Below are 13,366 nucleotides of genomic sequence, written 5' to 3'. Positions count from 1 at the left end.
GCTATGAAAGGTCCTTTCCTTGCAAATTTTGCAAGGAAAGGACCTTTCATAGCGTTCGGGACCGACCGCGCCGGTGAGCCGCGACCCGCTCCCGAGTCGCGCACCGCGAAGAGCAGTACCGCCGCGGGCTCCCCCCACCCAAGTGCGCGAACGGCTTCCCACAGCCCGAAGCCGCGCACAGCCCACCCGGCGGCGCCTGACGGTCCGAAAGCAACACCGCCAACGCCAGCGCGGACGACGTCACCAGCCACGCGCCCCAAGGTCCGTCGTCGTCGGCGTCCACGTGCAGATGCCAGCCGAACCCGTCGGCGTGATCGGTCAGCCGCGGCGGATGCGCGTACCGGGCCAGCAACCGGTTGAGCGTCCCGGCCGCCTCCGCGGCATCACGCGCCGCGAAAACCTCACGCAGCTCCGAAGCCGCCTCACGCAACGAAGCCACATCCGAAGGCGCCAGCTCGACCGAGGTCTCGCCGTGTGCCTCCAGAACGGCGCGAACCGACGCGACCGAGGGTTCCGGCGCGAGCAGGACCGCCAGCAGATCCACCGCCCGCTGCGCCGCCGCCCGCGCCGAACGGCCGGGCAGGAAATCCCGCTGCGCTGAAGTCATACCCCACTGTAACGTCTCGCTTATGAGAGGCCGTTACAGTCTCGCCGTCTATTTGACCGGCGCGACGATCGCCAGGACCGGGGACGAACTGTCCGGACCGGCGTTGCTCCTGCTCGGCATGAGCGTCGACGGCTCGGCCGCCACCGGGTCCGCGCTGCTCGCGGGCCTGACGATCTCGGCGGCGGCGGGCGGGCCGTTGCTCGGGGCGCTGCTCGACCGGAGTCCACAGCCGGGACGGCTGCTGGCGTGGGCACTGCTCGCCTACGCGGGCGGGCTCGGCGCGGTGCTCGCTCTGGTCGAACTCCCCGCGGCGATCGCGGTGGCCGTCGCGGTGGGGCTGCTCAATCCCGCTTTGGCGGGCGGCTGGACGGCGCAGCTGCCGAACGTCCGCGGCACGACACCGCTGGCGAGGGCGAGCACCCTCGACGCGATGACGTTCACCGCCGCGAGCCTCGCCGGGCCGGGGCTCGCCGGGCTCGTGGCCGCGTACGCCGGCGCCCCTGCCGCGGTCGCCGTCGCGATCACGCTGGTCGCCGCCGCCTTCCCCGCCGCATGGTCGCTCCCCGTGGCCGAAGCGAAGCCCGTGACACCGATCCGCCGTCAACTCGCCGACGGGTTCACGGTCCTCTTCCGCAACCGGGCGCTGCTGCGGGCCACCGCGACGTCCACGGTGTCCTTCGTCGGCATCGGGGTCGCCGTGGTCTGCTATCCGCTGCTCGGCGCCCAACGGCTGGGCAATCCGGGCTTCGGCGCGCTTCTGCTCACCGTGCTGGCCGCCGCGTCTCTGGTCGCGAACGGCGCGCTGACCCGCAGGCCGCCACCACCGGACGGCACCGTGCTCGCCAGCACCGTTCTGCTGGGCGCGAGTTTCCTGCTCGCGGCGACCGCGCACGACGCGGTGACCCTGCTGGCCGCCGCCGTGCTCGCCGGATTCGCCGAAGGGCCGCAGCTTTCGGCGCTTTTCGCCATCCGGCATCGCGAAACGCCCGCGCGGGTGCGGGCTCAGGTTTTCACGACGGCGGCGAGCGTGAAGATCACCGGACTCGCGGCGGGTGCGGCGGCCGCGGGACCGTTGAGCGCACTCTCCGTGACCACGGCGCTGAGTGCCGCGGCGGGGTGTCAGCTTCTCGCGGCCGCGACGTATGTGCTGGTCAGAGCTAGAACGCCATCGCCTGCGCGCGCCGCTTGACCTCGGTGCCGTGGCTGGTGCGGAGCGCGTTGACCGGGGTGGCCCCGGGCAGGGTCTCGTCCGCGGCGAAGAGCCAGCGCAGCATCTCCGTCCGGGTGAAACCGGAGTCCGCGAGCACGGTGATGGTGCCCGCCAGGCCCTTGACCACGCCGTCCTTCACCAGGAACGCGACCGGGACGTACAGCTCGCCCTTGCGCCGGACGGCGATCAGATGGCCGTCGCGCAGCATCTGGCGGACCTTGTTGGCCGAAACGTTCAACGCGGTCGCGACCTCCGACAGCGGAAGAACGGCCACATCTGCGTCAAGAACGTCGTCGGCGACGGGAATACCACTCACAGGTGACACTGTGCCACATTCCGTCTCCCGCTCCGTTAGTACGCATGGGTGACGACACGGTCATGACGGAGAGTACTCGCCTCGTCACGTATACCGCCGATTCGAGGAAATGACGGAAATCGTGATCCTCGGCGTGCCAGGTCCCGTACACCACAACATGGGTACTTCCGTACGATCCATAGCCGTGACACGCACGGATCCCACTCTGGTGGGCACTCTGCTCGAGGGCCGCTACCGGGTGGACAAGCTGCTCGCACGCGGTGGGATGTCGTCGGTGTACCGCGGCGTCGACACCCGCCTGGACCGCCAGGTCGCCATCAAGATCATGGACCCGCGGTTCGCCGACGACCGGTCCTTCGTCGAACGCTTCGAGCGGGAAGCCCGCTCGGCGGCGCGCCTGCACCACCCGCACGTGGTGGCGGTGCACGACCAGGGTTTCGACACCCCCGGCGGCGAGGAGTCCGGCCGCGCGTTCCTGGTCATGGAACTCGTCGACGGCGGGACCCTGCGTGAACTGCTCACCGAACGCGGCCCACTGGACGTCGCGCTCGCGCTGAGCATCACCGAACCGGTGCTCTCCGCACTGGCCGCGGCGCACGCCGCCGGTCTGGTGCACCGCGACGTCAAACCGGAGAACGTGCTCGTCGGCCGCGGCGGCACGGCGCTTTCGGGCGGCGTGGTCAAGGTGGCCGACTTCGGCCTGGTCCGCGCGATCGCCAGCGCGGGCACCACCAGTTCGAGCGTCATCCTCGGCACCGTCGCCTACGTTTCACCCGAACAGGTCGCCACCGGCGCGACCACCTCGCGCGGCGACGTCTACTCGGCCGGGATCCTGCTGTACGAAATGCTCACCGGACGCCCGCCGTACACCGGCGACACCGCCCTTTCGGTGGCGTACCGGCACGTCAACGACGACGTCCCGCGCCCGAGCGAGCTGCGTCCCGGCATCCCGCCGCAGCTGGACGAGCTGATCCTGCGCGCCACGCGCCGCGATCCCGAGCAGCGCCCGGCCGACGCCGCGGCGTTCCTCGCCGAGCTGAACCATCTGCGCACCGTCCTCGGCGTCCCGGCGGTCCCGGTGCCCGTGCCGCTGCCCGCGGACGCCGACCGCGAGACCGACGCGGAACGCACCACCCCCGGTATCCCCGCCGTCCCGGCGGTCCCGGTGGCGAACCCGGCCATGGCGACGACGGTGCTGGCCCCGGTCGCCGAGGCGACCATGCCGGTCACCGGCCCGCGCGGAACGCAGGCGCTGCTCCGTGAACCGCCGCCGCCCGCCGCCACCCCGCCGCGCACGCCGCCCCCTCGGCCCCAGCCGGCCGCGGACGACGAGCAGCCGGGTTCGCGCAAACGTCTGTACCTGATGATCGCGGCCGCGGTGGTGATCCTCGGCGGCCTGATCGGCGCGTTCGCCTTCATCCTCAACGACTCCGGCCCGAGCTCGTCGTCGGTGCCGAAGCTGGCCGGGATGAACCAGGCCGCCGCCGGAGACGCGCTGCGGTCGGCGAAACTGACTCCGGCCTACACCGAGGAGTACAGCGACACCGCCGCCCAGCACACGGTGATCCGGTCCGACCCCGCCGCGGGCACGTCGCTCGCGCCGGGCGCCACGGTCAACGTCGTGCTGTCGAAGGGCCGTCCGATCGTGCCGGACATCCAGGCCGGGACGAGCCAGCAGGACGCCGAGACGGCGATCAAGGCCGCGCAGCTGACCCCGGTCCAGGGCGAACAGGAGTACAGCGACGTCGCCAAGAACAAGGTGATCCGCGTCGACCCGAGCCCCGGTTCGCAGCTGAACATCGGCGGGCAGGTCACGATCATCCTGTCGAAGGGTCCCGAACCGCTGCCGCCGGTCCCGGACGTCACGGGCCAGAGCAAGGACGCCGCCTTCCAGATCCTGCAGCAGGCGGGCTTCCAGCCGTTCCAGGCGGGCGAGGAGTTCTCCGACCAGTTCGCCGCCGGTCAGGTGATCCGCACCGACCCGAAGGGCGGCGAGAAGGCGAGCAACCGCCGGATCGGGGTGTTCGTTTCGAACGCCGTCGAAGTGCCGAACGTGACCTTCAAGCGGATGGAGGAGGCGATCCAGATCCTGAAACAGGCGGGTCTGGAACCCGACCGTGAGGGTCGCGGAAACGGCAACGGTCACGGCGGCGGAAACGGCGGTTTCGACTTCGTCCTGCAGCAGGATCCGTCGCCGGGCACCAAGGTGCCGAAGGGCACGAAAGTGAAGCTCAAGGGCTTCGGGTGACGCGAAAGGTGCGGTGAAACCGTTCAGTACCGGCATGCTCATCGGATACCGTGAAGCGCATGGTGGTCGTTGACGGCGTGAGCGGCAGGTCGGACAGGTTCACCCCGCGTTCTGCCGCGCCCGGTCCACGATGAGCTTCTTCACCGACGGTCCGCGCAGCCGCCCCCTGTTCCCGGTGCCGGAACAGGAACTGTTCGGCTACAACGGCCGCCCCTGGGTGGAGACGCCGCACGAGTACATCGTGCCGGCGATCCTGCCCTGGTCGATGCCGCTGGGCCGCGCCGAGCGGACCATCGTGGCGCTGCGCGGCATCGAGGTGTGGCCGGAGTCGGTGTCGTTCCAGCTGTCGGTGTACTCGCGGGATCTTCTGCCCGGCGATCCCGGCGAAGGCCTCATCGACCACCGCCGGGTCCCGGACTACAACGCGCTGCTGGTCGGGGTGCTCTTCCCCGACGGCAGGCGGGCCAGTTCGGAGACCATCTCCGTGCCGTCGGCCACCAAACCGGATCAGCCGGTGCTGCGCGCACAGGGGCTGGGCGGTTCGGCCTTCCACGTCGACCACGAGATCTTCCTGTGGCCGCTGCCGCCCGACGGGCCGCTGGAATTCGTCGTCCAGTGGCTCGACCGCGACATCGAGGAGACGCACACCGCGCTCGACGGCACCGCGATCCGCGACGCCGCCAAGGAGGCGGGCGAGATCTGGCCCGGCCTGCCCGCCAGGGAGGCGCACGGCCTGCCGTTCCGCCGGGTCGGGGCGCAGGCGATGATCACCCCCGCCTGGCCCCGCGAGTCGCAGGCCCCGCCGCCCTTGCCGCAGCCGCAACGCCCTGCCCCGCCGCCCGCCGAGGCTCCCGCTCAGCCGGGGCGTGGTGCGCCGCTGCCGACCCGCCTTCCCCGCCGGGCCCGCTGAGGACCGGTAACTCGTATCTCGCGTGCTCCTGGCCGTAACTCGCGTGATTGAGGCCGTAACTCAAGAGTTCCGCCTTCAATCACGCGAGTTACGGCTCCAATCACGCGAGTTACGGGTTCAGCGGAACGCTTCGACGTTCGCCACCGCCCACTCCGCGTAGGTGACGCCGGGCCGTCCGGTGAGTTCCTGGACGACGCCCGTCGGCTTGTCGGGGTTTTCGGTGAAGTACGCGAAGCCGTCGAGCAGCCACTCGGCGATCTCCGCCGGGACGCCGGCGGCGGCCCACTGCTTGTTCGCCTCTTCCCGGGTGAGCTCGTGGAAGACGACGTCCTCCCCGAGCGCGGCCGAAATGGCGGCGACCTGTTCACGCTGGCTGATCGACTCCGGGCCGCTCAGCGTGTGCTTCTTGCCGACGTGCCCCTCGGTCAGGATGACGTGCGCGGCGACGGCGGCGATGTCCGCGAGGTCGATCGGCGTCATCCGGGATTCGGGATAGGCCTCGCGGACCACGCGCTCGGCCTTGATCGTCTCCGCCCAGCCGAGCGTGTTCATCATGAACGCTCCCGGCCGCAGGAACGTCCAGTCGAAGCCCGCCGCCTCGACGGCCTTCTCGACGATCGCGAATTCCACGCCGCTCGAGTTCTCCGGCGGGTCGTCGGCGTTGCTGCCCGACAACGCCACGACCCGGCGCACTCCGGCCTCCTTCGCCAGCTTCACGAAGTCGTCCACCTTGGCCGCCAGCGGCGCCAGGTACACGGTCTCGATGCCTTTGAGCGCCTCCGGCAGTGTCTCCGGCTTGCCGAGATAGCCCTTGGCGACCTCCACCTGTGGCGGCAGCGCCGCCTTCGCCGGGTTGACGGTCAGCGCCCGCACCGGCGCTCCGGCCGCCACCAGTTCGTCGACCACCAGCCTGCCGACGTTTCCGGTCGCACCGGTCACCAGGATCGTCACGATTCCCCACTCCTTCTCGTACGCCCTACGGGATCATTTTAACCGTACCGCATACGAGAATGTAGAATCCAGCTTCACGGCCGAGTGGAGTGTGGATGGACTTCGAGCGCAGCCTCGAACTGTTGTGGCGTGACCGCGGCGAAGCCCGGCAGCCGACCAGGGGGCGGAAGCCGAAACTGACCCTCGACCAGGTGATCGCCACCGCCGTCGCGCTCGCCGACGGCGCGGGCGAGGCGACCGTCTCGATGAGCCAGATCGCCAAGGAACTCGGCGCGGGCACGATGACGCTCTACACCTACGTCCCCGGCAAAACCGAACTGCTCGACCTCATGGTGGATTCGGTACTCGCCGAACGAGACCTCCCCGGCCCCGGCGCCCCCCGGCCGGACGGCTGGCGCGAGCAGGTGCGGCTCTACGCCGACCGCACCCTGGCCGTGTTCCGGGCGCATCCGTGGCTGCGCTCGACGTCGATGGTGCGGCCGGTGCTCGGCCCCGGCTTGATGGCGGGTCAGGAGTACCTGATCGCGGCGGTGTCGGACATCGGGCTGGCGCCGCGCAAGGCGGCCGCGGCCGCGAACAGCATCGAGATCTACGTGCAGGCGAACGCGACCCTGTTCGCCGAGACCGCGCAGGTCGAACAGGAGACCGGGCAGTCGACCGACGCCTGGTGGGGGCAGCGGTCGGTGTTCTGGGAGAAGTACTTCGACGTGGAACGGCATCCGGCGATGACGCGGATCTGGGAAAGCGGCGGTTACGACGCGGACACCTGCGAAGCCGCCGACGAGACCTTCGCTTTCGGCCTGGAGCGCCTGCTGGACGGCATCGAAGCTCTCGTCACCCGCTGACCGTCCCGCAATTCGTCCTCTAAATGCGGTAGTTCGCACCACCAACCACCGCATTCAGAGGACGAATTGCGTCAGGAGACGGTCGGTAGATCGGGTGCCGAGACGTCGTAGACCTTGCCCTCGCGCGTGAGCAGGGCGGCGAGGACCTTCGCCTTGCGTTCGGTGTCGGCCGAGGTCCCCCACCGCACGGTCTTCCCATCGGCCAGCGCGAACTCGACGCTGCCGGGGGTCTTCGCCGTCGCGGTGGTGACCTGCTTGAGCAACTGCTGCGGGATCACGCCGAGGACGCCGGTGACCGCGCGGGTCACCGGGTCGTCGGCCGACACCGACGGCAGCTTGAGTTCGGGCAGCCCGGCGGGCCGCTCCTTGACCGTCTTGAACACCACTCCCCCGCCATCGACGAGGTGGATGCCGTCGCCGCCGGGTCCGCTGTCGAAGAAGGCGATCGCGGCGCGTTCGGTCACGGTGATCTCGATGGTGCTCGGCCACGACCGGGAGACGTCGACGGTGGCGATGCCGGGCATCTGCGCCACCTGGTCGCGGATGTCGTCGGTGTCCAGGCGCAGCATCGGTTTCTGGTCCGGCACCGCCGCCGCGGCGCGGATCTGTTCCGCGGGCACGGAACTCGCCCCGACGACGTCGACCTGCCGCACGCCCAGCATCGAGCTGAACCACAGCAGGTACACGAGGGCGACGACGGTCAGCACCGAAAGCAGCGCGACCCAGCGCCGTCGCATCTCCTTGTGCCTGGCCGGTCGCGTGGTGCGGCGGCGGTCGTACCCGGACCGCTTGCCGCGCCGGGCCTTGACGCGTCGAGCGCGTTCGGTGGGCGGACGCCGACCGGGTTCGGCCGGGCGGCGGCGTTCCCCGGTCTGCGTCATGGCTAGCCTGCCCGCCGGTCCAGTTCGGCCAGGATCTCCGGGCCGAGCTGCGTGACGTCGCCGGCGCCCATGGTCACCAGCAGGTCGCCGGGTTTGACCAGATCCGCCGCGAGTTTCGCCGCGACGTCGAACGCGGGCTGGTAGTGCACGGGGACACCGGAGATCTGATCGGCGATGAGCGCGCCGCTCACGCCGGGTTCCGGCTTCTCACGCGCGCCGAAGACGTCCAGCACGACGACCTCGTCGGCCAGGGACAGCGCGGCCGCGAACTCCTTCGAGAACGTCTTCGTGCGCGAGTACAGATGCGGCTGGAAGACCACGATGACCCGGCCCGAACCCGCGGCCGTCCGCACCGCGCGCAGCTGCGCGTCGACCTCGGTCGGGTGGTGCGCGTAGTCGTCGTACACGCGGACGTCGCCCGAGCGGCCCTTGAACTCGAACCGCCGCCGGACGCCACCGAACGCGGCGAGCCCTTCGGCGAGTCCTTCGACCGGCGCGCCGAGTTCGATCCCGGCCAGCAGCGCGGCGATCGCGTTCAGCGCCATGTGCTCGCCCGGCACCGCGACCCGCAGGACGATTTCCTCGCCCTGCAAGGAGATCCGGACGACGCCGCCGTCGGGGGCGGGCGCGTAGTCCAGCACCTTGGCGTCGTCGGCGCCGGTGACCGAACGCCCGTAGCGACGGACACGGATGCCCTCCGCCGAGGCCCGCGCGCCCAGCTTCTCGGCGCCCTCGTCGTCACCGCAGACGATGAGCAGCCCGCCCGGCACGATCCGGCCGAGGAAGTCGCTGAACACCGAGACGTACGCCTCGGCCGTGCCGTGGTGGTCCAGGTGGTCCGGCTCGACGTTGGTCACCACGGCGACCGAAGGCGAGTAGGCCAGGAAAGACCCGTCGCTCTCGTCTGCCTCGGCGACGAAGACACCGCCCTCACCGTGGTGCGCGTTGGCACCCGACTCGTTGAGGTCGCCGCCGATGGCGAACGACGGGTCGAGCCGGCACTGCTGCAGCGCGACGGTCAGCATCGACGTCGTCGACGTCTTGCCGTGCGTCCCGGCGATGCAGGCGACCCGGTGGCCCTCCATCAGCCCGGCCAGCGCCTCCGCGCGGTGCAGCACGGTGATCCCGCGCTCCCGCGCGGCCGCCAGTTCCGGGTTGGACTCCTTGATCGCGGTCGACACGATCACCGCGGACGGGCCTTCGGGGAAGGCGTCGAGGTTCTCGGCGCGCTGGCCGACGGCGATCTCGGCGCCCTGGGCACGCAGCGAAAGGAACGCGCGCGACTCCTTGGCGTCGGATCCGGAGACCTGGGCGCCGCGAGCCAGCAGGATGCGGGCGATGCCGCTCATCCCGGCACCACCGATCCCGATCAGATGGGCACGCGTGAGCGTGTCGGGAAGTTGATCAGGCACCTGCGGCCTCCAGCACGATCTTGGCAAGGGTCTCGTCGGCCTCCCGGTGGCCGAGGCCTACCGCGGCCGCACTCATCTTCGCGACCCTGTCGGCGTCGGACACCAGCGGGATCACCAGCTCCGCGACCTTGGCGGGGGTGAGGTCGGCGTCGGCGACCAGCAGACCGGCCCCCGCGTCGACCGCGGGCCGGGCGTTGACCGCCTGTTCGCCGTTGCCGTAGGGCAGCGGGACGAACACCGCGGGCAGGCCGACCGCCGAGACCTCGGCGACGGTCATCGCGCCCGAGCGGCACAGCACCGCGTCGGCGGCGGCGTACGCCAGGTCCATGCGTTCCAGGTACGGCACCGGGACGTACGCGGGCCTTCCGGGGAACTCCTGGACGACCAGCGTGTTCTTCGGCCCGTGGGCGTGCAGGACGCCGACACCGGCGTCCGCGAACTCCTTGGCGGCGCCGGAAACGGCGGCGTTGATCGACACCGCGCCCTGCGAACCGCCGAAGACCAGCAGCGTCGGGGCGTCGGGGTCGAGCCCGAAGTGCGCACGTGCTTCGGCGCGCAGCGCGGCCCTGTCGAGCGACGTGATGGAGCGGCGCAGCGGGATGCCGATGACCTCGGCCTTCGCCAGCGGGGTGCCCGGGACGGCGACCGCGACGCGGACGGCGAACCGCGCGCCGACCTTGTTCGCCAGGCCCGGCTTCTCGTTGGCCTCGTGCACCACGATCGGCGTGCGGCCGCGCGCGGCGAGGTACGCCGGAAGCGCGACGTACCCGCCGAAGCCGACGACGACGTCCGCGCCGACCCGGTCGAGGACCTCACGGGTGCGCTTGACCGCGTCGCGGACCTTCAGCGGCATCTTCAGCAGTTCGGGCGTCGGCTTGCGTGGCATCGGCACCGGCGGGATCAGCTCCAGCTGGTAGCCGCGCGCCGGGACGAGTTTGTTCTCCAGCCCGCGCTCGGTCCCCAGCGCGATCACCTTCGCGTCGGGACGCAGGCGCATCACCGCGTCCGCGAGGGCGAGCGCCGGTTCGATATGCCCTGCGGTGCCGCCACCGGCGACCACGACCACCGGCGCCTTGCCGGCGACCTCGGCTGCTGCGTCGGCTCTGACGGGGTTGTTCACCTATGACCTCTCCGATTTGCGGTACCCCGTTTCGCGGTACCGCGGTTCGCCGCCGTTCGCGCGGCCGTCCTCCTGCCGGGTTCCCGCACCGAACGGCGCCGTTCCTGTGCGGGCGAAGGCCTCGCCGTCCTCGGCGCGGGCCTCGCCGCCTTGGCGGCGCCTCCCCTGGCCGCGGCGCCCTTGCGTTTGGCGGGCGGGCGGTACGGCTCGGGCGCGGGAAGCCTCAGCAGGCGTCCGAATTTACCTGGCCCCTGCGAGCGCAGTGCGGCCACCGCCTCCGGTTCGTGCCGGGCGGCGTTGGCGAGGATCCCCATGATGAGCATGGTGATCACCAGCGACGTCCCGCCGTAGGAGATCAACGGCAGCGTCACCCCGGTGACCGGCAGCAGGCCGACGACGTAGCCGATGTTGATGCCCGCCTGCGCGACCAGGAAGACGGTCAGCGTGCCGGACACGATCCGGATCCACGGGTCGAGGTTGCGGGTGGCGATCCGCAGGCCGACGACGGCGACCCCGGCGAACAGCACGAGCACCACCGAGCAGCCGATGAAGCCGAGTTCCTCGCCGATCAGGGCGAAGATGAAGTCGTTCTGCACGTTCGGCAGGTAGCCCCAGTTGGACTGACCCTGGCCGAGGCCCTTGCCGAGGAACCCGCCATCGGCGAGCGCGAGTTTCGCCTGGTTGGCCTGGAAGCCGTCGGCGCTGGTGTCCGGGTCGCCGGAGACGAACGACATGACCCGCGCCAGCCGGTACGGGGCGATGATCGCCAGCACCAGGATCCCGGCGAGGCCACCCGCGAGGATGACCCCGAACAGTCGCTTCGGCGCGCCCGCGAACCACAGCAGGGCCATCAGCACGACCGCGAGGGTGATCGTGCCGCCGAGGTCGGGCTGCATCATGACCAGCGCGAACATCAGCAGCGCGATCGGCACGACCGGGACGAGCAGATGCCGCCACTGGTTGATGATGTTGTACTTGATCACCAGGATGTGCGCGCCCCAGAAGGCCAGCGCGACCTTCGCCGCCTCGACCGGCTGGAAGGCGAAGCCCCCGAGCCGGAACCAGCCCTGCGAGCCGTTGACCTCGGAGCCGAGCGGGGTCAGCACCAGTACGAGCAGCCCGAGGCAGACCACGGTCGCCGTCGCCGAAAGCCGCCGGACACGTTCCAGCGGCACCCGCAGCCCGACCCAGAACACCACCGCGCCGATTCCGACGAACATGAGGTGCTTGCTGAACTGGGCGTACACGCCGGTGCCGGTCTTGGGGTTGTACGAGGCGACCGACGAGGCGGACAGCACCATCACGATGCCGATCACGGTCAGCACGCCGGTGAGCGCCAGCACCAGGTGGAAAGAGGCGAGTGGCCGCGAAAGCCACGCCGTCAGCGCGGTCCGGAAGGCGACGAACGGGCTTTCCTTGCGTTCACGGCGCTTGCGGGGCGCGGACTCGCGCTTTCTTTCCTCAACCGCCGTCACTGGTCTCCCCCGCACCGTCGCGCAGGACACGGACCGCCCGCGCGAACGCGTCGCCGCGCGCGCCGTAGCTCGTGAACATGTCCAACGACGCCGCGGCGGGGGCCAGCAGCACCACATCTCCGGGCCGCGCCAGGGCGCGGGCCGCCTTCACCGCCGCAGTCATGGGGTCATCGTCACCCGGAAGGAGGCTGTTGACCGGGACATCCGGCGCGTGTCGCGCAACAGCGGCGGCGATCACGGGTGAATCCACGCCGAACAGCACGACTCCGCGCAACCGGCCGGCGATCGAGCCGACGAGCTCCTCCACGGAAGTGCCCTTGAGCTGGCCACCGGCGATCCAGACGACGGAAAGGTGCGCGCGCAGGGAGCCGCTCGCCGCGTGCGGATTGGTCGCCTTGGAGTCGTTGATGTACCGGACACCGTCGATCTCGGCGATCTCCTCGGCCCGGTGCGGGGCGGGCCGGTACTCGCGCAGGCCCTTGGCGACGTCCTCGCCGGTGACCCCGTACGCGCGGGCCAGCGCGGCCGCGGAGAGCGCGTTGGAGACGTTGTGCGGCCCGGAAGGGCGCACGTCGGCCAGCGTGCCGAGCTCGTCGGCGCTGGTCGCCGGGTCGGCGACGAAGGCGCGGTCGACCAGCAGGTCCTCCACGATCCCGAGTTCGCCGGGACGCGGGGTGTCCATGCCGAAGGCGACCCGGCGGGCGTCCGCGGGCGCGTGCTCGTCGGCGAGCCGGATCGACCACTCTTCGTGGAGGTTGTGCACCACGTTGCGGGAGTGGGTGTGGACCCGCCCCTTCGCGGCCGCGTACTCCTCCATCGAGCCATGCCAGTCGAGGTGGTCCTCGGCCAGGTTCAGCACCACCGAGGCGTGCGGGGCCAGCGTGGACGACCAGTGCAGCTGGTAGCTCGACAACTCCACGGCGAGCACCTCGTGCCCGGCCCGCACCGCGTCGAGCACCGCGAAGCCGACGTTTCCGCAGGCCACGGCGTCGATCCCGGCGGCGCGCAGGATCGATTCCAGCATCCCGACCGTGGTGGTCTTGCCGTTGGTGCCGGTGATCGCGAGCCACACCGGCGGCTTGTCGCGCAGCTGCCCCACACGCCACGCCAGTTCGACGTCGCCGATCACCTCGACACCCGCCTCGGCCGCCGCCACCAGCAACGGCGAAGACGGCTTCCAGCCGGGACTGGTCACGACCAGCTCGACACCTTCGGGCGGCTCCGTCAGGCCGGGCACGAGTTCCGCGCCGAGCCCTTCCAGCTCCGCCAGCCGTTCGGCGTTGCCGTCGGTGACGGTGATCCGTGCGCCCAGGTCCGCCAGCACGGGGACGATGGACTTGCCGGTGACCCCGGCTCCGGCGACGAGGACGTGACGCCCGGCGAGCTCCACT

Annotated in this window: 12 protein-coding genes; 4 read left to right on the top strand and 8 right to left on the bottom strand. The window is 70.9% G+C overall.

Going from position 1 to position 13,366, the window contains the following annotated elements:
• Positions 1 to 46: 46 nt before the first annotated feature.
• A complete protein-coding gene (locus DMH03_RS19425) occupies positions 47 to 607 on the bottom strand; it encodes a CGNR zinc finger domain-containing protein (RefSeq protein ID WP_125793423.1) in 561 nt (186 codons plus the stop codon).
• A 22-nt stretch (positions 608 to 629) separates the two neighbouring features.
• On the opposite strand from DMH03_RS19425, the gene DMH03_RS19420 reads away from it, so the two are divergent.
• Positions 630 to 1,796: an MFS transporter gene (locus tag DMH03_RS19420; protein WP_125793422.1), complete on the top strand. Its 1,167-nt coding sequence runs from the start codon at positions 630 to 632 to the stop codon at positions 1,794 to 1,796.
• Here DMH03_RS19420 and DMH03_RS19415 read toward each other — a convergent pair.
• Positions 1,765 to 2,133, bottom strand: a complete 369-nt coding sequence (locus DMH03_RS19415; RefSeq protein ID WP_125793421.1) for an Rv2175c family DNA-binding protein — start codon at positions 2,131 to 2,133, stop codon at positions 1,765 to 1,767. The two genes, DMH03_RS19420 and DMH03_RS19415, sit on opposite strands and share 32 nt — an antisense overlap.
• Before the next feature lie 184 nt (positions 2,134 to 2,317).
• On the opposite strand from DMH03_RS19415, the gene DMH03_RS19410 reads away from it, so the two are divergent.
• Together DMH03_RS19410 and DMH03_RS19405 are read left to right on the top strand one after the other, a co-directional pair.
• On the top strand, positions 2,318 to 4,381 hold the full coding sequence (locus DMH03_RS19410) for a PASTA domain-containing protein (protein ID WP_125793420.1): 2,064 nt from the start codon (positions 2,318 to 2,320) through the stop codon (positions 4,379 to 4,381).
• A 130-nt stretch (positions 4,382 to 4,511) separates the two neighbouring features.
• Positions 4,512 to 5,291, top strand: a complete 780-nt coding sequence (locus DMH03_RS19405; RefSeq protein WP_125793419.1) for a hypothetical protein — start codon at positions 4,512 to 4,514, stop codon at positions 5,289 to 5,291.
• Positions 5,292 to 5,408: 117 nt separating this feature from the next.
• On the opposite strand, the gene DMH03_RS19400 is transcribed toward DMH03_RS19405, so the two are convergent.
• On the bottom strand, positions 5,409 to 6,242 hold the full coding sequence (locus tag DMH03_RS19400; protein ID WP_125793418.1) for an NAD(P)H-binding protein: 834 nt from the start codon (positions 6,240 to 6,242) through the stop codon (positions 5,409 to 5,411).
• Between the two features lie 95 nt (positions 6,243 to 6,337).
• On the opposite strand from DMH03_RS19400, the gene DMH03_RS19395 reads away from it, so the two are divergent.
• Entirely contained in the window at positions 6,338 to 7,087 is a 750-nt protein-coding gene (locus DMH03_RS19395) for a TetR/AcrR family transcriptional regulator (RefSeq protein WP_125793417.1), read from the top strand.
• A gap of 71 nt (positions 7,088 to 7,158) precedes the next feature.
• Here DMH03_RS19395 and DMH03_RS19390 read toward each other — a convergent pair whose 3' ends face one another.
• Genes DMH03_RS19390 through murD form a run of 5 tightly spaced genes read right to left on the bottom strand, consistent with a single transcriptional unit; the run spans position 7,159 to position 13,365 of the window.
• Positions 7,159 to 7,968, bottom strand: coding sequence for a cell division protein FtsQ/DivIB (locus tag DMH03_RS19390; RefSeq protein WP_125793416.1), 810 nt, complete (start codon positions 7,966 to 7,968; stop codon positions 7,159 to 7,161).
• Between the two features lie 2 nt (positions 7,969 to 7,970).
• On the bottom strand, positions 7,971 to 9,380 hold the full coding sequence (gene murC, locus DMH03_RS19385; RefSeq protein ID WP_125793415.1) for a UDP-N-acetylmuramate--L-alanine ligase: 1,410 nt from the start codon (positions 9,378 to 9,380) through the stop codon (positions 7,971 to 7,973).
• A complete protein-coding gene (gene murG, locus DMH03_RS19380; protein ID WP_125793414.1) occupies positions 9,373 to 10,500 on the bottom strand; it encodes an undecaprenyldiphospho-muramoylpentapeptide beta-N-acetylglucosaminyltransferase in 1,128 nt (375 codons plus the stop codon). Before murG ends, murC begins: the two co-directional genes overlap by 8 nt.
• Positions 10,497 to 11,975, bottom strand: coding sequence for a putative lipid II flippase FtsW (gene ftsW / locus DMH03_RS19375; RefSeq protein WP_125793413.1), 1,479 nt, complete (start codon positions 11,973 to 11,975; stop codon positions 10,497 to 10,499). Before ftsW ends, murG begins: the two co-directional genes overlap by 4 nt.
• Positions 11,962 to 13,365, bottom strand: a complete 1,404-nt coding sequence (murD, locus tag DMH03_RS19370; RefSeq protein ID WP_125793412.1) for a UDP-N-acetylmuramoyl-L-alanine--D-glutamate ligase — start codon at positions 13,363 to 13,365, stop codon at positions 11,962 to 11,964. The genes ftsW and murD overlap by 14 nt, the downstream gene beginning before the upstream one ends.
• Position 13,366: the final 1 nt, after the last annotated feature.

The organism is Amycolatopsis sp. WAC 01376 (assembly GCF_003947415.1).
In the GTDB taxonomy this organism is placed as follows: domain Bacteria; phylum Actinomycetota; class Actinomycetes; order Mycobacteriales; family Pseudonocardiaceae; genus Amycolatopsis.
Note: the sequence above shows the minus strand (reverse complement) of the source record. Positions and strands in the feature narration are given on the sequence as shown.

What these genes read in the sequence shown, in the direction of transcription:
- DMH03_RS19425 (WP_125793423.1), bottom strand. Translation starts at nt 607, where the DNA reads ATGACTTCAGCGCAGCGGGATTTCCTGCCCGGCCGTTCGGCGCGGGCG.
- DMH03_RS19420 (WP_125793422.1), top strand. Translation starts at nt 630, where the DNA reads ATGAGAGGCCGTTACAGTCTCGCCGTCTATTTGACCGGCGCGACGATC.
- DMH03_RS19405 (WP_125793419.1), top strand. Translation starts at nt 4,512, where the DNA reads ATGAGCTTCTTCACCGACGGTCCGCGCAGCCGCCCCCTGTTCCCGGTG.
- DMH03_RS19395 (WP_125793417.1), top strand. Translation starts at nt 6,338, where the DNA reads ATGGACTTCGAGCGCAGCCTCGAACTGTTGTGGCGTGACCGCGGCGAA.
- DMH03_RS19390 (WP_125793416.1), bottom strand. Translation starts at nt 7,968, where the DNA reads ATGACGCAGACCGGGGAACGCCGCCGCCCGGCCGAACCCGGTCGGCGT.